This is a genomic window from Sphingobium sp. EM0848, assembly GCF_013375555.1.
In the GTDB taxonomy this organism is placed as follows: domain Bacteria; phylum Pseudomonadota; class Alphaproteobacteria; order Sphingomonadales; family Sphingomonadaceae; genus Sphingobium.
In genome coordinates this window covers 1,512,562-1,531,014 of the sequence record NZ_JABXWB010000005.1, presented here as the reverse complement: position 1 = coordinate 1,531,014, position 18,453 = coordinate 1,512,562, and the positions used below count along the sequence as shown (strand labels likewise).

Below are 18,453 nucleotides of genomic sequence, written 5' to 3'. Positions count from 1 at the left end.
GTTGCGAAACTCAACTTACGGAGACACCGATGACCAAGGACATGATGGACGTGCAGTCGTTGATTGGGAAGAGCGCCGATGGCAATTTCCTGCGTGAGATGATTGGTTTTGCGGCGCAGCGGCTGATGGAGATGGAGGTTGGCGGCCTGACGGGCGCGGCGTACGGGGAGAAGGCTCCTGAACGTCTCGCCCAGCGCAACGGCTATCGCGAGCGGGACTGGGAGACGCGGGCCGGCACGGTGGAGCTGCGGATTCCCAAGCTGCGTAAGGGAACCTACTTCCCCGGGTTTCTGGAGCCGCGCCGGATGGCGGAGAAGGCACTGACCGCTGTCATCCAGGAGGCGTACATTCAGGGCGTCTCGACGCGGTCAGTCGACGATCTGGTCAAAGCGATGGGCATGAGCGGGATCTCAAAAAGCCAGGTGAGCCGCCTGTGCGAAGAAATCGACGTACGCGTGAAAGCTTTCCTCGAGCGGCCGATCGAGGGCGACTGGCCGTACGTGTGGCTCGATGCGACGTACATCAAGGTTCGCCGGGAAGGCCGGATCGTATCGGTTGCCGTGATCATCGCAGTCGGCGTGAACAGTGACGGCCGCCGCGAAGTGCTCGGCATGACGATCGGTCATTCCGAGGCGGAGGTTTTCTGGACCGAGTTCCTGCGCAGCCTGGCGCGCCGCGGCTTGCGGGGCGTGAAGCTTGTGATCTCCGATGCCCATGAGGGTATCAAGGCTTCTGTCGCCAAGGTGTTGAGCGCCACTTGGCAGCGGTGCCGTGTGCACTTCATGCGCAACGCCTTGGCGCACGCCGGAAAGAGCGGCCGCCGCGTCGTCTCAGCGTTCATCGCAACCGCCTTCGCCCAGGACACACCCGAAACGGCAAAAACCCAGTGGCGTGCGGTCGCAGACCAGTTGCGCTCTTCCGTCCCGAAGCTGTCCGCCTTGATGGACAGTGCCGAGGAGGACGTCCTGGCGTATATGACCTTCCCGGCTCAGCATCGCACCAAGCTTCACAGCAACAACCCCATCGAGCGCCTCAATGGCGAGATCAAGCGCCGCACCGAGGTAGTCGGGATCTTCCCCAACGAAGAAGCCATTACCCGACTCGTCGGCGCTATCTTGCTGGAACAGAACGATGAATGGTCGGTCCAGCGGTCCCGCTATATGACGCTTGAGAGCGTCGCGGGATTGAGCGATAATAGCCTCATCACGTTGCCCAACATGGCAGCGTGATCAACCCGGCCTAGCCGGAGATCGACGTGGCTACGCCCGCGATCCTACACCACGCAATGGGACACGATCGCGGCAAACGCGCGAAATATCCGCCGAATGACTGTAGCTTGTGCTTCCAGCCTCCCCGGTTGCATCTCTTGCAACATCATATCCATAGGCAAGACCACCACCTGATCGCCCTTTCTCGACACGGCCCTGTTGTCCACGCCGTGTTTTAGCGGCCAGATCTCGAAGGAATAGGGCATTCATGGTCCCTTTAAAACCTATGTGAAGGTCATCGATCGGACCTTCCGCGACAGTGTGCAAGGCAATTCCAAGAAAGCGCAATAGCTTGTGGATATGCGCCATGTCTTCCTGATCGCGTGAAATGCGGTCCAGGGCTTCGGCGCATATAATGTCAAATCGCCCGCTTTTGGCATCACGCAAAAGACTTTGCATACCAGCCCGCCCGTGAATACTTGCCCCTGATACGGCCTCGTCCTGATAGCGGCACACAACATCCCAGCCTTCGCGTTGCGCCATCTGATGGCAGACCACGAACTGGTCGTCCAGGGAACGGGCGCTTTGCAGGTCAGACGAGTAACGAGCGTAGAAGGCAACGGTGGACATGCGACTCCATGGCAAAAGTCGCGGCTTCTGGCAGGGATCACTGGGGAAGAGAAGGCCTCGCCAATGGTCCGGTTTCCGCCAGCTCGACCGATGATGCGTCAGGCACCAAACAGCAGCGGGCCGACCGATGATGAGCGCGCCCTTTCCTTTGAACTCCACTCAATGGGCTGTGCGCATATCCCTCTCAATCGGGGTGGGCGGCGTTATGCCCTGTGGCCTGCAGAAGCTTCACGGCCTTTTTGTCAAAGCTCATGAAGACATCGGCGCCCAGCCACTGGCCATCATGCGCGATGACGCCATCGGCAAAGTCGCCGCCAGCATCGAGCAGGGCCAGGCCAGCTTCTGCCGCTCCGCGATCCATGACGACATTGCCGGCGTTCAGCAGCAGTCGGACAGAGTTCGCGATCTCCGCAGAGGTCAATTTGTAGCCGACCTTAAGAACCCAGCAGAACTCGCAAAGCGCGGACAGCGGCACAGCGATCAGTTCCGCGCTCGACACGAGCTTACGAGCAATTGGTCCCTGTTTCGCATCATCCTGGGTGGCCGCGCGAACCAGAATGTTGGTGTCTGCCGTGACCTTCACAGCTCTCCAGCCCAAGCTCGACGCCCAGCGGGAGGTCGGCCATGACGGCACGCGCGCCGCCGCGCGCATCGGCGAGCAGCGGCGTCAGTCCGACAATTTCGGCTTTGCCGAAGGGGCACAGGCCGCCGGCACCTCAGTCCGGGGAGCTGCTAATCTCGACGCCTTCATCAAGACCTTGAGCCAAACCGCCGGGAATCAGATCGACATGGCTGAGGGCGGCACCGAGAGCATTGCCGACCGGGCGCGGAATGACCGCCTCACCCGGATCGTGGATGCCGAACGCCTCACGCGCATGCAGGGTCTGCTCCGCGCGAACGGCATCGCCATGTCCAAACGGCAGCTCGCAATGGATCAGAATGGCGACCTCAGCCTCAACCTGACGCCACAGACCGCCGCCCAGATGTGGCGGGCCGGCCTCATCAATGAGAGCCAGCTTGGCGCGGTCGCCAATGGCGGCCATGCCCGCTTCAGCTTTGCAGGGAACGACCTGTTGGTCTCGTCGAGCGCGGGATTTCAGCAGAGCGCACGCAGCGACACCAGCACCCGGTTCGAGGCCGGCAAGCAGGCTGGGCCGGACACGATCGAGCATTTCCTGGGCGGCGGCCAGGAAGGCCACGATATGATGGCGAGATGGCTGAAAGGCGGGTTCGAGATGGACCGCCATGGCCAATGGCGTTTGAAGCCACAGGTGGCGGACACACTTCAGCGCGACGTACAGGCAGTTATGTCCCAAACAGGATGGACCCGCTCCCTTGCTCGATCCGCCGACCACCAAATTTCGGACTCGATCACTTTCGGGGCAAATATCTCAGGCCGCAGCGTCGAATTTGGACGATCGGACAGTCCAAAAGGCGCAAAATCCGGTGCGCAAGCAAGCGGCCAAAGCGGCTTTCAGCTGTCTGGGAGGAGTTCGGACACAGGAACTGGTTCGACACGAGCTTCCGCGACTATCGACATTGTGAATTATGATGTGCGAGCAGCAATTGCCAAGGCAGAGCAGAGGGCAGCTCGATCAAATGATCCCCATCAAGCGTTTACACACGAACTGAGCGAACAAATCTTGGGGACGAACGGCATGCGTAATCGATATCTCGGGCAGGCTGATGCCGGTCGGAGTACGTTTGACCCTACTGCGCCCGTGACAAGTTTCGAGCAATCGAAGGTGTTGGACAATGGCCGCTTCTCAGGCGACCTAAGCATCGGACCTGGAGATGGCGACCCGACCTTCAAAAAGCGCTAGGTTCATCATACAGTCGACGCCGGAAAGCATCACTCATTGGGTTCGACGGATGCCAAAACCAGTCGGGGTCGGAAGGATCGGTTGGATCATTGCCTCCCTGCAGGTGATGCCACTCCCATTCATCCTTGGTCAGAGGCCTCATTGGACCAAAGCTGTGCTTCCATGCGGCGCGGAAATAGCCAAAGCCGAGGCCGCCGATGAAGAGATAGGGGTTCAGGACAAGCACCATCGTTAGCGTGGCGGCGCCCTCGTGAGAGCGAAAAAGGTCGTGCGGAGTAAGATAACCGAGCAGCAGAACCAGAAGAATGAGCGCGATCCACAGTTTAGCATACCAAGGCCGCCAGAACCAATCGCGAATTCTCGGCCGTTCTATCGGCTCAAGATTCAGGGCTTTGTCTGTTTCATCCATGCTTCGCTGCCTCACGCAAACATTGACAGATTTCCGCCTGTTCCGCGCAATGAGATGTCGCCGATATGGCGCATCTTCCTTGCAAGTGATAGCATAATCGGTAAAGTGATATCAATCTGTTTGTGCGATGAGGAGGCCGAAGTGCCATCGGTGACTGTGAGGAATCTGCCAGATGAGGTTCATCGGGCAATTCGGGCGCGTGCGGCGTCCCATGGGAGAAGCACCGAAGCGGAAATCCGCGACATCTTGGAGCAAGCCGTAAAGCCGTCCCACCGCCTTCGCATGGGGGATGCCCTTGCCCAGATCGGCCGCGACGCAGGTTTGACCGACGCCGACGAAGATTGGCTCACCCAGAAGCGTGAACCGGCCGCCCCAATGAGCTTTGATTGATGGTCCTGCTGGACACTAACGTCGTTTCGGAGGCGATGAAGCCATCGGCGGACCCTGCGGTAATCGACTGGCTCAATCGCCAGCCTGCCGAGACGCTCTTTCTGACCAGCGTGACCCTCGCTGAACTGTTGTTCGGCATCTCAGCGTTGCCGGAAGGCAAACGCAAGCATGCTCTCGCCTCGACATTGGACGGTCTCCTGGAACTGTTCGGCGAACGAATCCTGCCGTTCGAAACCAAGGCCGCGCAAACCTACGCCGCCCTCGCCTCCCATGCCCGGACGGTCGGCAAAGGCTTTCCTACTCCAGACGGCTACATTGCCGCGATTGCAAAGGCGACCGGCTTCTCCGTGGCGACCCGCGATACCGCTCCCTTCGACGCGGTTGGCGTTGCCGTAATCAACCCCTGGATTTCGCGTTGACGGCACCGATTATGCGAACAAGCCTTGATCACCTCCCACCTTCGAAGCAGCGCGAACTAGAGCGCGTGGTGCAGATCATCTTCGAGGAATTCGGGGATGCCAACAATCTCGCGACCGGCAAGCGCAAAACGGGCCGGATCCACAAGATAATCCTCTACGGCAGCTACGCGCGGGGCGGATGGGTGGACGAGCCGCACACCGCCAAAGGCTACAAATCCGACTATGATCTGCTCATCATCGTCAATCAGAAGGAACTCACCGACCGGGTCCAATATTGGGAGAAGACCGATGAGCGGCTGACGCGCGAACTGGCGATCACCCAGACCCTCAAGACCCCAGTGAATTTCATCATGCACACCTTGCAAGAAGTGAATGACGGTCTTGCCCATGGGCGCTATTTCTTCATGGATATGTGAAGGCGCGCTACTCGAAACATTATACCATCAGCGAGGAAGAGCTGACCTGGCTCGGCACCCAGGTGGAGGAGTTGGGCCGCGTCGTGCATATCCTTTGCAGTGAGAAGATCGGGGAGTTGGAGGCGACTGTCACTGCCTGATCGCACCTGCGAGAGAAAGTGGTCTGGCAGGTTTTCGGCTGACCATGGGACTTTCGCGCCAGTCGGCTTCGGAGCGCGCCTATGGCCAAAGCTGCCGTTGGCGCGGTGGCTCCCATCTTCTGCTTTGCGGCAATGCCGCCCATCACACATTTGTAGAATTTTGCCGATGATGTGTAGAGGGCCGTGTCATGGTGTCGGGAGACTCGCTCACCAGCAACCGAGGCGCTACAGCTGGCAAAGACCGCTATGGATGATGCGTTAGGTGTAATGGTGAACGAAGGTGTGGGCTTGGGGGATTGGTCGGCGCTTGTCTCGGCTGCTCGTTCGCTAGTGGCCGGGCGGGGTCTTCGTGGCCTCAGTCTGCGCTCCGTGGCTGGAGCCAGTGGCTGGACGATGGGCGAAATCGGCTATCGCGTCGGCAATAAGGAGCAATTGATCGCCATCCTGGTCGAGGCTGAGCGAGCTTCCAGCCTTGCTCTCGATCGGCAATGGCTCGACCGGCTTGCGGCCCTACGGCATTTCGATGTTGCGACATTGGCCGCGGTGGTGACCGGATATCTCGATGATTATGCCACCAACCGGCGCGAGGCGGCGATCTTTTGGGAGGAAATGCTGCTCGAAGCGGGAATCGATGGCGGCCTGAGAGCGTTCGTAGCGCCATGGCTCGACGAGCGCGAGTGCTTCTGGCAGCAGTTGCTGTCCGGTCGCCATCCGAAGTCCAACGCGCTCGCCCGCCTGATCGTGAAATATGTTGTCGCCGAACAGCTCTACAGCGTGGTGCTCGGTCATGAGCCCACCTATCGGTTGATGCGCGATATGGGCATCCGGCGACTTTGCAATGGCGTATTGGCGGACGTCGGAACGGCGGACAGCGATCTGTTCGAAAATTTCATCGCCGGTCTTGCTCCGTCCGAGCCGATCGCAACCCCGATTAAATCGAGCGCCTGGCCAGTCGCGGAAGCGACTGCTTCGCTGATGCGCGACCGAGGACCTTCGGCAGTTACACACCGCTCGGTCGCCGCCGCGCTTGGCATATCGCCTTCGGCGGTCGCCCATCATTTCCGCACGCATATGGACCTCGTCCGGGCCGGCAATGAGGCGCTTTACGAAGGGTTTCGTGCGACTCTCGACGTCGACCTCATCCGCAGCCGGCTGGTCTCTGATCCCGCCGCCCGTGGCGGGTTGATTGATCCGCAGAGAGCCGCCAAGGGGCTGTCGCGAGCGACGCACATGATCGCACTCGCCGGCGCACGCGACCCGGCCTTCGCGCCATTGGTCGCGCAGCGCCGCAAGGATCGCGGGCGATCTTCCGGTCTGTGGATCGACCAACTGTTCGCTGCGCCAGAACGGTACGATCGCTGTGCAGCGCAAATCACATCCATGGTGCTGGGGGGCGAGTTGTTCATCAATCTCGCCCGCGGGATAGACTATACCGGCCACAGTTCCGCCACGCTCGGCGACCTCCTGGCGCTCGCCAACTAAAGCTCCCTTCCCGACCAGCTTTGCCGACCTCACCCGTGTCGCTACGGAAAGGCTATTTACACCTCCCGGTCCTGAACAGTACATATGTCATGTTCATCGTTTAAGGCCGACAGAGTCGCGATGAAACTTGGGAGAGGGGATTTCATGTCAAAGCCAATTAATGAACGAATTTCAGCCATTATGCCGAAATCCAATCAAAATATGCGGACCATTTTGCTGGCAGGATCAGCGCTATTTGTCGGCATAATCGTCGATGACGCCTCCATCGCTCACGCTGAGATTGCGTCAAATGATACAGTACAAATGTTATCTTCGGATGGTTTGGCGGACATCGTCGTTACCGCACAGAAGCGCGAAGAGTCACTTCAGAGCACGCCGATTTCTATCGATGTGCTGAGTGATCGCGCGCTCGAGCAGCGCGGCATCGCCACCATCACCGATTTCATCAGTGGCGCAGCCCCGTCGTTGCGTATCGCGCCCTTTGCCGGTCGCGCCTCGGCGGTGACGATCGGCATGCGCGGCCTCGTGCCGACCGATGCTACCCAGATCAGCCGTGATCCCACCGTCGGCATCTATATTGACGGCGTCTATCTCGGCCGTGTCCAGGGGCTTGGCACCGAACTGGTCGATGTCGAGCGGATCGAGGTGCTTCGCGGGCCGCAGGGCACGCTGTTCGGCCGAAATGCGGTGGGCGGTGCGCTCAGCATCATCACCAAGAAGCCGACCGGCAAATTCGGGGTCGATATGACAGGCGGTCTTCGCAATTGGGATGGCCGCAGCATTGCAGCGCATGTCAACCTGCCCGAAGTGGCGGGGATAAGCGTCAAGTTGGACGGGGTGTACAATAAGCGCGACGGTTGGGTGGAAAACCCGCTGGCCGGCGCATCAGACTGGAACGCGATAAAACGCTACGGTTTCCGTGCCGCGGCGCTGTGGAAGCCGGCCGCCAATCTGAGCATCGAATATGCCTTCGACACATCGACTGACAAGAGCACGGGAGGTTATCCCCATATCGAATATATGCTGCCGGGCGCTCCCCCGCTCGCGCCGATCTTCTCGGTCGACGGCAGACGCACGCGCCATGCCCGCGGCGGCTTTGCGCTGGAGCCCAGCGTCGGCAAGGTCAAAGGCCATGTGCTGCATGCCGAATGGGACATTGGCGACGCACTGACATTGCGCTCGATCACCGCCTATCGCGAACTCGACCAGACCCAGCATGACAATTCATCCGGTGCCTTCCTGGCCTTCCGGCCCAACGGTTTTGAGGGACGGGCCAGCTTCGCGGGCGTTGACCAGGATCAGTTCAGTGAGGAACTGCAACTCGTTGGCACTACCGACCGACTGAACTATGTGCTCGGGGCCTTCTATTTCGACGAGAATGCGACCGATGTCGCCTTCGCGCCATTCACCTCTCAGTTCAACGCCAACGGAACCGCGATCAACACGCTGCCCGTTCCGGTTTCCGCGACGCCCTATCCCGATCGCGCGAGTGAAGCGCATGCCAAATCCAAGGCCCTTTACGGCCAGGCGACATGGACGCCACCCGTCCTGGATGATCGGCTGCACCTGACCGGTGGTCTTCGCTACACCGGCGACAGCAAGCATGGGCGCATGACCAAGCTGCGCGGAGCCGATGCGCCGCCGGCGCTGCGATTCGAGTTCAGATCGAAACGCGTCGACCCCGCCGCCACGATCGCCTTCGACATCAGCGACAATGTGAACAGCTATCTGCGCTGGGGCAATGCCTATCGTGCGGGCGGCGCCAATTCACGCTCGACGATCTTCCGGCCCTTTGCCGAGGAGACGGTGGAATCGTGGGAATTGGGCCTGAAATCAGACCTGTTCGACCGGCACGTCCGACTCAACCTGGCGGCTTATGCCAGCCGACTGAAGGACATGCAGCTCGACTTCACATCGCCTGCCAATCCCTCGGCGACCGAGACGATCAATGGCGATCGCGACGCCAAGATCAAGGGGGTAGAGGCTGATCTGACGATCGCTCCGGGTGGCGGCTTCACGCTCACCGGCAATTATGTCTTCACCGACGCCGATGTGCCACCGCAGATCAACCCGTTCACCAACCGGTCGGAACGGATCAAGGTTGCGCAGACGCCGCGTCATGCTGCGACGATGGCACTCGACTACCGCTTCCCTGCGCTGCCGGATGGCACGCTTTCGGCGCATGTCGATGGCAATTGGTCGAGCGGATATTATTCGTCCGCTACCGACCCAATGCTCTCCAACAAGGTGCTGCTCCTCAACGCACGGCTGACGCTGGGCGACCTGAAGGTGGGGTCGGGGAAGGTCGATGTTTCGATCTGGGGCAAGAACCTGACCGACCAGGAATATCAGCTGTTCGATTTCGAGCTGGCATCGCCTGGCCTGATCAATGCCAACCAGACCTATTTCAGCGAACCGCGCACCTATGGCGTGGACGTCCGGTTCCGGTTCTGAGAGTCGACATGAGAAATATCCTGAAGATGGTGCTGGCGACGATTGTCGCCAGCACCGGCATTCCGGCCAACGCCCGCCTGACCGTGCCTCCGGCGGCAGACAGCAAGGTTGAGCGCATCGCTGACGGCGGCTATCGGGTGAGTTGGCCTGAATGGGCGGATGAGTCCGTTAACCTCTTCGTCGCTGATCGTCCTGATGCGCCCGCCGCAGCGCGGCGCAAGCTTGTCGATGACGACCGCGACGGCATGGCCGAGGTGACGCTGAACGACGCCGGTCGGCCCTATTTTTACGTCCAACCCGCCAAAGGCGAGGGCCGTTGGGTTGCCGAGCGTGTGCTGCCGCTCGAGGGCGGACGCAATTTTCGCGATATCGGGGGCTATCGCACCGCCGATGGCAGAACTGTCCGCTGGGGCAGGGTCTATCGATCGGGATCGATGGCGCGACTGACGGCGCATGACTTCGATTATCTCGGTCGGCTCGGCATTCGTTCGGTCTATGATTTCCGCACGGGGCGCGAGCGCCGGGACGAACCGAATCAATGGGTCGCGGTCGCGCATATCGGCTATTGGACGCGGAATTATGCGATGAGCGGTGGCGATCTTGCCCGCCTGTTCAATCGCAAGGTGACCGAGGCCGAAGCGCGCGGTCTAATGGTCGCAGCCTACCGCACACTTCCCTATGAGCAAGCACCAGCCTATCGCAAGATGTTCCGGCAGCTTATCGCCGGCCGCTTGCCGCTCGCCTTCAACTGCAGTGCGGGCAAAGACCGGGCAGGCCTCGCTGCGGCGCTGGTGCTGACGGCCGTTGGCGTACCACGAGAGACGGTGTTTGCGGATTATGCACTCACCAATCGTTACCTACCTGCGGCGCTGGCACGCGACAACGCGTCCGATCCGATACTGACGACCCTGTCCAAGTCGGTGACCGACGTGCTGCTTGCCGCCGACCAAGCTTATATCGCTGCAGCGTTCGATGAAATGGCAAAACGCAACGGCTCGCCAGAAGGCTATCTGCGCGATGTGGTCGGTCTGAGCACGGCGGATCAGGCGCAGTTGAAAAAGCTGCTGCTCGAGTGACCGTAAAGTTGCGTCACGACCTGAGAGGCGGACGCCATGTCGGATAGCTCGGGGACTCAACTCCGTCCGATCCGGCTGGCCGGGTATAAAGCTTCTAGCCGGGATTGGGGTATCCAGAACGGAATAGCCGCCGGTCAGGTTCTGGGTGCCCAAAATTCGGCGTTGAACGGCCGGCAAGGTGAAGGGTTTCGGGCGCTTGCGTACGAAAGCCTCCCATGCAGGAACCCGCGATTCCAGCAGGTTGCCCTATGGGGATTTATGCTTTCGGTTGGTTCGGCTGGATAAGAGAGTCGCGATGGTCGACGCGCGACAGCGGCGGAACGGCGGGCATTGGGATGCGCCAGAGGCATGTTCGGCGCTCTGACCGTGATGATGCCAACTTTTACTGGACCCGAGGCGGTGCTCGCCTATCTCTCGCGCTACACCCACCGCGTCGCCATCTCGAACCGGCGCCTGGTCGCGTTCGACGAAAACGGCGTCACCTTCCGCTACAAGGACTATCGCCGCGACGGCGCTGAACGCCACCGTCTCATGACCCTTACCGCTGACGAGTTTATCTGTCGCTTCCTGCTCCACGTCCTGCCGCGCGGCTTCCACCGCATCCGCCATTACGGCCTGCTCGCCAGCGCAGCGCGTAGGGACAATCTCGCGCTCGCCCGGAGGCTGCTGGCTGTCCCGTCGGAACCAAAGGTGCCAATGCCCGAAACTCCGCTCGACACCTGCCCACCATGCCCGTGCTGTGGCGGGCGCATGATCGTCATTGAGACCTTTGCGCGCTGGGGTCAGCCACGGGCGCCACCCCAGCCGACCCTGCCGATCCGGGAACTTGCGTCATGACCCGGCATGATCGAACAGCCACCATGACCCCACATCTGCTGCGGTGGCCAAAGGCAAGGCCTGCGTCCGTCTCCAAAAGGGCCGGTGTCAGCTCCTGGCATCATCACGGTCAGAGCGATGAACACGCCTCTGGCACATCCCAGAACCTGCCGTTCCGCCGCCCTCGCGCGTCCATCAGCGTGCATCTCTGGTCCAGCCGAACCAGCCGAAAGCATAAATCCCCATAGGGCAACCTGCTGGAATCGCGGGTTCCTGCATGGGAGGCTTTCGTACGCAAGCGCCCGAAACCCTAAACCTTCTTTGCCGTTCCGGGGCCAATTTTCGATACCTAGGTCCGGAAGGGCAGCTATTCGAACTTCGCACCCAAATGGCCGATTCCAGAATGGCGGGTCGGCAACGGGTGACTCGGCAAACCTGCCAATCCATCGCGAGGAACCTACCACGCCCTGTTCGACCATTTTGGAATAGACTTTCAGTCTTCCGCCAGCATGACGTCGATCATGGCCTGCCAAACATGTTTTGCCGTCGCACGGGGGTCGGCACTCTCCTCGTAGATGGCCGCGTCTATCATCTGTTGGGAGGGTTCTCGCAAGGAGGTGACGACGGATCGGACCAACTCTGTAGCGCTCAAATGAAAGTCACCTTCAGGGTCATAGAACGCCAGACGGGTTGCTGATTGCCTTTGAACCTCTGCGACGAGGGCATTGGCGGCTTGTTCAATCGGAGGAGGAGCCATAAAGGCTATAACGCCGCTCAGCGTCCATCGTTCATATGCCGAGAAGGATCGATGTGACCGTTAGGCAACCGAGTCCATGCGTGTACACGCTGCCGTCGCGGCTTCGATCTCACTGCTCGCCGGGAGCGAGAGACAATCGCGCTCCCGCACAAGAGGAGAGCGGCCATGTTCCCCCTTCTACGGATCGGTCAGGCGGTCGAACGATTTAATGGCCCATTTCTCCTGCATCTCCGGAGGATGAGTCCGTTAGGTTCCTGATGTATTATGTGGTATATTAACGTATCCCAGTTCTGATTTCCAAACATGCTGTGACTGAGAGAGACTTATGCTCCCGTTTGGCAAGGAGAGCGACATGTCCATCTCAATATATTCTCCCTCTTCATCATCGCGGGAGCGTGGTTTGCACGCCAACGTCGAGCGACAGGGGCTCGCCCTGGGCGCGGCACGGGAACGGACACGTCGCGCGGCATCCCTTCCGCGGGAGCGTGAACGGCGACTGGAGGCTGCGATCGATGATTGGGAAAACGAAGGTGGCGCAGTCGCCGGAGTCCACCCCGGCATCAAGGCCCAACCTTCTACGAAAGCTCAGCATTCCTGTTCTGACACCCGATTCTGGCGCCGAGCAGATTAGCCACGGAATGTCGCCGGCTCATCGTTAGCCGCCGACCTCAATCACCCTTGGATGCAAGCCAGATCGTGTGAATTACATGTTCCTCGCCGGCCAGCGCAGGGATGCTCACCTCTTCCACATCGAAACCGGCATTCTCCAGGCGATCGACAAAGTCATCATCCGTATAGGCGGACCATATGGCGAGAATGCCACCGGCCCTCAGCGCGTCACGCGCCGAACGCAATCCCCAGTCGCAGTAAAGCCGTTCGTTGGGAAGGTGGATCATCCCGTCGGGACCATTATCGACGTCCAGAAGAATGGCGTCGAATGCGGCCTCCTGCCTGACGATCACGTCATGGACATCGGCCATCTCAAGCGACAGGCGGGGATCGACGAGATGGTCCTGAAACAGATGGGCTAGCGGCCCCCTTGCCCATTTGACGATCTCAGGCACAAGTTCGGCGACGATGACCTCAGCCGACGATGCAAGCGATGAAAGTGCCGCCCCCAGCGTGAAGCCCATGCCCAGCCCGCCGATGAGGATGCGGGCATCCCGATGGGGCAGCCGTTCGCATACCAGTGTCGCCAGCGCTTCTTCCGAATGGCGAACCTGATTGCCCATCAGTTCATCTTCGCCGAACCGGATCGAATAATCGTCTCCTCGACGCCACAGGAGCAATTCACCTCCGTCGGGAAGTTGTGCGGTGTCAACCAGCTCTACCGGAATTGCCACCCGGTCATCCTGTGGGGCCAGTACGGTCATTCCGGTTTACGACCGAGACTTCGTCTGGTCATATTGGCCAGGTTCGGCCTTGAACACGTCGCGAGCGAAGGTACGGACTGCGGCCGCGGATTTGAATGTCTCCTCCTGCATATGCGATGTGACCAGCGGATAACCTTGGGAATTGTAGCGGGTCTCGCGTACCGTGAGCCGGAAATTCCCATCATCATCCTTGGAGATGAGATAGGGACGGATTGCTTCTCGGCTCATGGAGATTCCTCACTGTAACTTGGATGATCGCACGGCGAATAATCTGCCGGGAAGTCGGCCCACCATCGCTATGACGACGCGCTTCAATTCACTGCTCGACAGCGTCGTCGGGCGGCCAAGAGCAGGAAGGCGCGACTCCGGCCTGCGCAAGGAGGAGGAGCGGGTTGCGTGTTTATCGGGTTTGGAAAATATATTCATAAATGTCCTCGCGGCGCGAGCCGCATTTGTATAGTTGTCCCTCGCTGCACGGCGCGGCCTTTGATCAGGCGCTTGCGACGATGGCGGCGACGGACATGGGGTTGTATCTGCAAGGGTGCCGCACCAGCCGAAAGGCTTTGCAGCATCCCGCTCAAGACGATAGCCGGTTCTTGCGGGCGAGATATCGCGCATCGCGGGCTGATTTGCGTTCAGCCTCACTGAGTTCGGGCTTTTGCTTGGCCGCCTTCGCCGCGGCAATTTCATTGGCCTGCGCACGTTTGGCGGCTTTTTGCTCTTTCGCCGCGAGCAGGGCCGCCTGGCGCCTTTGCCGCGCCGCAGCTTCCTTTGCCAGACGGCGTTCTGCTTGGTCGGGCGTAACACCCCGAACTACGGGCACTTTCGTCCGCAGTCGCTCGAGAACCTCTGTCCGGGCGCTCGCCGCAGCGGCTATGCGCTCCTGGAAATGCGGTTCCTTATATCTTTTCATTAAGAGGAAAGTCCTGTTTCAAATTCGCGTGGGGGGCGGCGGCGGAAGCCGCCCGACCCTCCGTCAGGCAGGCTGAAGGTTGGTGGCCGATGCCTTGCCGCGCTGATCCGTTTCCAGCGTGTAAGACACGCGCTGATCCTTCTCGAGCGTGCGCATGCCCGCGTGTTCAACCGCGGTTATATGCACGAAGGCGTCGCCGCCGCCGCTTTCCGGCGCGATGAAGCCATAGCCTTTGTCGGCATTGAAAAATTTGACTGTTCCGATGAACATATTGGAGCTCCTTGTCCAAGTTTCATGGGCGCACGCGACAATGCGGGCATCCCGGCTTCAAGAGGCAAATGTGGGACAAGGGAGAGCCGAAGCGGCCCGATATCCGTCGAAGCGCGACGTTCAGCAAGGCGTTGATAGCACAAATCGACGGAAATGCAAAAACCGATCCGGGCTAATCGAGCGAATACTCTTCCATCTGCCCGGAACTCCGTCTTCAGTTTCCTTCGATTTCGCACTGCGATCGCACCCGTGGCACGACCAAATGCCGCGGCGCGCTGCTCATTTCGAGCGCGCCGCCTCATCGCGCCTGGCTTGAGCAAGCGCATCGTTCAAGGTCGAATACCGCCAGTCACGATAATGGTAGCGATATGCCGGCACCTTGATGATGCCATAGCGAGCCATGAGTTCCGTTTCCTCTGCCGGGACACCTGCCATCTTCTGTCCAATCCTGGTGAGCATGGGTTGACGAGCAAGATTACTGCCGACCGCCGGCTGCGGGTCGGGCAAGGAGCTGGACCGCACCTTCCACCCTTGAATATCCCGCTGGATCGGCGATCGCCAAATCGAGGGGCCGTGCGCCAAGCGAGGCATTGTGGGTGTTCAGAAAGCGGATTGCTTCCTCCTGCCCCAGAAGGACGAATGCAAGATGCGTGATCAACCCCTGCCGCCTCGCCTGGTCAGGAGAGATCCGTGGCTCGCGGCTAACGAACGCTCGCCTTCGCGGGCGGGCCGGTGTGGTCGAGTCCGCTGTCATGCCGACGCAACCATGTCTGTGGCCAGGCCGGACTGATCCGTCCAGGGCAGCCAACTCCCCGACGCATCCGCCTTTTTCGAGGAAAGCAGGTCGAAGATCTGACCGCCGATAATGCCCGCTGCGGCCAAATGCTTGCGGCGTGCCGGCTCACTGATCGCGTCGGCGGCGTTCATGAGCAAAATCTGATGCTCAAAATAAAGTTGATTGAGATCCATGTGTCACTCCCTTGGTAAGCGGGAGCGCGATGGTCTCTCAGTCAAGAGCGCCTACGTTGCTATGCACTTGATGACTTCCATATAGGCTTAATCGACGATCATACAACATTGCCGTGTCACCAAAAATTCGAGAGAAATATCCTTGGGAAGTGCCCGGTATTCCACCTGCGACACGATATTTCTGCTCATGGCTTGTAATAGAGTCACGCGTTCCAAGGGATCGCTGATCGGCACCGACATATTGCGTCCAGCTTGTCTTTGGCTGCCGCAGGGCGCATATCAGGTTCATCGGCGGTCCGCATTCAGGCCTGCCAGTTCGCAATTTGGTAGCGCTGGCTTCCGCTTGTGAAAGCGACATTCCGTCGCGGACCAGCGCCAGGAAAGTCGGACCCAAATCATGACTGCCAAGGACCTGAAATTCGCGCACGAGGCCCGCGAAGGGATCGCGCGCGGTGTCGATATCCTCGCCAATGCCGTCCGCGTGACGCTGGGCCCCAAGGGACGCAACGTCCTCATTGGCAGGAGCTTTGGGGCGCCCCGTATCACCAAGGACGGGGTCACGGTCGCAAAGGAAATGGAATTCAAGGACAAGTTCGAGAATATGGGCGCGCAGATGATCCGTGCCGTGGCGTCCAGAGCGCATGACCATGCAGGAGACGGCACCACGACAGCAACCGTCCTTGCGCAGGCGATCATTCGGGAAGGGATGAAGTCGGTATCGGCGGGCATCGATCCGATGGACCTCAAACGCGGCATCGACCTGGCCGTCGCCGCCGTCGTCGCCGAACTCAAGGCGCGGTCCAAGTCGGTATCGAACAATCAGGAGATCGCCCAGGTCGGCATCGTTTCGGCCAATGGCGACGAGGTGGTGGGCAACCGGATCGCCGAGGCGATGGAGAAGGTCGGCAAGGAAGGCGTCATCACCATCGAGGAGGGAGCGAGCGTCGGGTTCGAACTGGAGGTGGTCGAGGGCATGCAGTTCGATCGCGGCTATCTCTCGCCCTATTTCATCACCAACAGCGAGAAGATGGCGGTCGAGCTGGAAGACCCGGTCATCCTGATCCATGAGAAGAAGATGGGAAATGTGCAGGCGATGCTTCCTATTTTGGAAGCGGTTGCCAAAGCGCACCGGTCGCTGCTCGTCATTGCCGAGGATATCGAGGGGGATGCGCTGTCGACGCTGGTCGTCAACAAGCTGCGCGGCGGACTGAAGGTCGCCGCGGTCAAGGCGCCGGGCTTTGGCGATCGGCGCAAGGCGATGCTGGAGGACATCGCCATATTGACGGCAAGCGACGTTGTGACGGAGGATTTTGGCATCAAATTGGAGGATGTTACGCTGGACAGGCTGGGCACCGCCAAGCGCGTGACGATCACGAAGGATACTAGCACGATTGTCGACGGTGCCGGCAGCGCGGAAGCCATCAAGGCGCGCGTCGCCGCGCTCCAGGCGCAGATTGAGACCAGCAGCAGCGACTACGATCGCGAGAAGCTCCAGGAACGTCTTGCCAAGCTATCCGGCGGCGTTGCCGTTATCAAGGTCGGCGGATCTTCGGAGCTTGAGGTCAAGGAACGCAAGGATCGGGTGGAGGACGCTCTGCATGCGACCCGGGCGGCGGTGGAGGAAGGCATTTTACCCGGCGGCGGCACCGCCCTTCTTTATGCTTCGAAGGCATTGGACGGCCTTGATCCGGTCAAGGCCGACCAGCGGCGGGGCATCGAGATCATCCGCCGAGCGCTTCAGGCGCCACTCCGCCAAATCGCGGAGAATGCGGGATATGATGGCGGCGTGGTCGCCGGTCGTTTGTTGGACGAGCGGGACGAAAATCTGGGATTTAACGCGCAGAGCGAGCAATATGAAAACCTCTTCCAGTCCGGTGTCATCGATCCTACCAAGGTTGTCCGTACGGCCTTGCAGGACGCGGCCTCCATCGCCGGACTGCTGATCACGACCGAAGCGGCGGTTGCAGAGTGGGTCGCCGACAGCGACGTCCCGCAGACCCGGCAGGGGGGGGTGAGGGGCCTCTCAAGCCCATCGTTCACCGTTCACCATGCCTGACGAATTAATGCGTGTGTTCGGGCGTTTCGTGTTACAATCCCTCATCACCCCGATCATGCCGCAGGCATGTTGTGACAGAGAGACCGTCGTGCTCCCGCCTGCAACCGGGAGCAGCTTATGCCTGACGATCTGACCCGAATCCCCCCCGCCGGGGCGAAGCCGTCATGACCATTCGCTCGACGCGGAAACCTGTGACATTTTCGGCCCCTTTCCGCCTGTCGGGTTTCGAGGAGCTTCTGTCTGCGGGCACCTATGTGGTCGAAACGGACGAAGAAGCTCTGGAAGGTCAAGCTCATACAGGCTTCCGTCGGATTGCGACGACCATACGTATCCGAACAGGCGCGACCATCGAGCATCACCAGATCGATCCTGGGGAACTTGAGGCCGCGTTGCAGCGAGATCGGGACGCGGCCCGAGACGAGCCCGGTCGAGTTGAACAGCCAGCTGAGCCGTCCGGGCGCTCCGATGGTCCCCCGCCAACAGATTGGCGTTGGGTGCCTTTGTGGGTCCGTAACACGCCCTCCCACCGCCGTCGCTAGACCAGCCATGCTCAACAGTTCAGCTGTGTGCAGGCAACAGGCAGCTTATCATCGGCAGGTGGCTGCCGCCTCTGACCTTGAGAAGGTGCGGAGGATCGCGCTCGCGGCGGCCAAGGCATGGGACATTCAGGCTAGGGAGGCTGAGGCCCGCGAAGCGGGAAAGCAAGGCATGCTCAGCGCTGAAGACGCAGCGATCGCTCTGGAATTTAGGCGAGAGGAAGAGGAGCAGATGCTCATCAGCGACAAGTCGGGCGAGGTTGATTTCGATCCCCAGCAAAAATTGTGATGGATCAGAGCATGAAGGTTCAGGTCG

Annotated in this window: 18 protein-coding genes and 2 pseudogenes; 11 read left to right on the top strand and 9 right to left on the bottom strand. The window is 60.2% G+C overall.

What is annotated here, in order from left to right; translation table 11 throughout:
* Window positions 1-29: 29 nt before the first annotated feature.
* Window positions 30-1,229, top strand: coding sequence for an IS256 family transposase (locus tag HUK73_RS25040; protein ID WP_176592148.1), 1,200 nt, complete (start codon window positions 30-32; stop codon window positions 1,227-1,229).
* Between the two features lie 30 nt (window positions 1,230-1,259).
* Here the strand turns inward: HUK73_RS25040 and HUK73_RS25035 are convergent, their stop codons facing one another.
* Both HUK73_RS25035 and HUK73_RS25030 read right to left on the bottom strand, forming a co-directional pair.
* Complete coding sequence (locus HUK73_RS25035) at window positions 1,260-1,838, bottom strand: recombinase family protein (protein WP_218036723.1); 579 nt, start codon at window positions 1,836-1,838, stop codon at window positions 1,260-1,262.
* A gap of 184 nt (window positions 1,839-2,022) precedes the next feature.
* A complete protein-coding gene (locus HUK73_RS25030) occupies window positions 2,023-2,421 on the bottom strand; it encodes a type II toxin-antitoxin system VapC family toxin (protein WP_176594442.1) in 399 nt (132 codons plus the stop codon).
* A gap of 205 nt (window positions 2,422-2,626) precedes the next feature.
* Between HUK73_RS25030 and HUK73_RS25025 the strand changes: the two genes are divergently transcribed.
* Window positions 2,627-3,661, top strand: a complete 1,035-nt coding sequence (locus tag HUK73_RS25025) for a hypothetical protein (protein ID WP_218036721.1) — start codon at window positions 2,627-2,629, stop codon at window positions 3,659-3,661.
* On the opposite strand, the gene HUK73_RS25020 is transcribed toward HUK73_RS25025, so the two are convergent.
* Window positions 3,648-4,070: a hypothetical protein gene (locus HUK73_RS25020; RefSeq protein ID WP_176594440.1), complete on the bottom strand. Its 423-nt coding sequence runs from the start codon at window positions 4,068-4,070 to the stop codon at window positions 3,648-3,650. The two genes, HUK73_RS25025 and HUK73_RS25020, sit on opposite strands and share 14 nt — an antisense overlap.
* A 54-nt stretch (window positions 4,071-4,124) precedes the next feature.
* Here HUK73_RS25020 and HUK73_RS25015 point away from each other — a divergent pair, with 54 nt between their 5' ends.
* The 7 genes and pseudogenes from HUK73_RS25015 to HUK73_RS24985 form a co-directional block, all read left to right on the top strand.
* A complete protein-coding gene (locus HUK73_RS25015) occupies window positions 4,125-4,460 on the top strand; it encodes an Arc family DNA-binding protein (RefSeq protein WP_218036720.1) in 336 nt (111 codons plus the stop codon).
* Window positions 4,460-4,879: a type II toxin-antitoxin system VapC family toxin gene (locus HUK73_RS25010; protein ID WP_176594439.1), complete on the top strand. Its 420-nt coding sequence runs from the start codon at window positions 4,460-4,462 to the stop codon at window positions 4,877-4,879. The genes HUK73_RS25015 and HUK73_RS25010 overlap by 1 nt, the downstream gene beginning before the upstream one ends.
* Window positions 4,880-4,890: 11 nt before the next feature.
* Window positions 4,891-5,435, top strand: a pseudogene (locus HUK73_RS25005) (hypothetical protein).
* A 267-nt stretch (window positions 5,436-5,702) separates the two neighbouring features.
* Complete coding sequence (locus tag HUK73_RS25000; protein WP_176594438.1) at window positions 5,703-6,917, top strand: TetR/AcrR family transcriptional regulator; 1,215 nt, start codon at window positions 5,703-5,705, stop codon at window positions 6,915-6,917.
* Between the two features lie 303 nt (window positions 6,918-7,220).
* A complete protein-coding gene (locus HUK73_RS24995) occupies window positions 7,221-9,371 on the top strand; it encodes a TonB-dependent receptor (protein ID WP_176594437.1) in 2,151 nt (716 codons plus the stop codon).
* An 8-nt stretch (window positions 9,372-9,379) separates the two neighbouring features.
* Complete coding sequence (locus tag HUK73_RS24990) at window positions 9,380-10,447, top strand: tyrosine-protein phosphatase (RefSeq protein ID WP_176594436.1); 1,068 nt, start codon at window positions 9,380-9,382, stop codon at window positions 10,445-10,447.
* A 381-nt stretch (window positions 10,448-10,828) separates the two neighbouring features.
* Window positions 10,829-11,284: pseudogene (locus tag HUK73_RS24985) on the top strand (transposase); the annotation flags it as partial.
* 1,404 nt (window positions 11,285-12,688) lie between these two features.
* On the opposite strand, the gene HUK73_RS24980 reads toward HUK73_RS24985, so the two are convergent.
* The 6 genes from HUK73_RS24980 to HUK73_RS24955 all read right to left on the bottom strand — a co-directional run bounded on the left by HUK73_RS24980 (window position 12,689) and on the right by HUK73_RS24955 (window position 15,545).
* Complete coding sequence (locus tag HUK73_RS24980) at window positions 12,689-13,363, bottom strand: spermidine synthase (protein ID WP_369805613.1); 675 nt, start codon at window positions 13,361-13,363, stop codon at window positions 12,689-12,691.
* Window positions 13,364-13,399: 36 nt separating this feature from the next.
* Entirely contained in the window at window positions 13,400-13,621 is a 222-nt protein-coding gene (locus HUK73_RS24975) for a hypothetical protein (protein ID WP_100238911.1), read from the bottom strand.
* Between the two features lie 349 nt (window positions 13,622-13,970).
* Window positions 13,971-14,306: a DUF6481 family protein gene (locus tag HUK73_RS24970; RefSeq protein ID WP_176594434.1), complete on the bottom strand. Its 336-nt coding sequence runs from the start codon at window positions 14,304-14,306 to the stop codon at window positions 13,971-13,973.
* A gap of 63 nt (window positions 14,307-14,369) precedes the next feature.
* Window positions 14,370-14,576, bottom strand: a complete 207-nt coding sequence (locus tag HUK73_RS24965) for a cold-shock protein (RefSeq protein WP_176594433.1) — start codon at window positions 14,574-14,576, stop codon at window positions 14,370-14,372.
* A 279-nt stretch (window positions 14,577-14,855) separates the two neighbouring features.
* Window positions 14,856-15,083: a hypothetical protein gene (locus tag HUK73_RS24960; protein ID WP_176594432.1), complete on the bottom strand. Its 228-nt coding sequence runs from the start codon at window positions 15,081-15,083 to the stop codon at window positions 14,856-14,858.
* Between the two features lie 243 nt (window positions 15,084-15,326).
* Window positions 15,327-15,545, bottom strand: coding sequence for a hypothetical protein (locus tag HUK73_RS24955; RefSeq protein ID WP_176594431.1), 219 nt, complete (start codon window positions 15,543-15,545; stop codon window positions 15,327-15,329).
* 397 nt (window positions 15,546-15,942) lie between these two features.
* Between HUK73_RS24955 and groL the strand changes: the two genes are divergently transcribed.
* On the top strand, window positions 15,943-17,601 hold the full coding sequence (gene groL / locus HUK73_RS24950; RefSeq protein WP_176594430.1) for a chaperonin GroEL: 1,659 nt from the start codon (window positions 15,943-15,945) through the stop codon (window positions 17,599-17,601).
* Between the two features lie 597 nt (window positions 17,602-18,198).
* A complete protein-coding gene (locus tag HUK73_RS24945) occupies window positions 18,199-18,426 on the top strand; it encodes a hypothetical protein (RefSeq protein ID WP_218036719.1) in 228 nt (75 codons plus the stop codon).
* Window positions 18,427-18,453 lie beyond the last annotated feature (27 nt).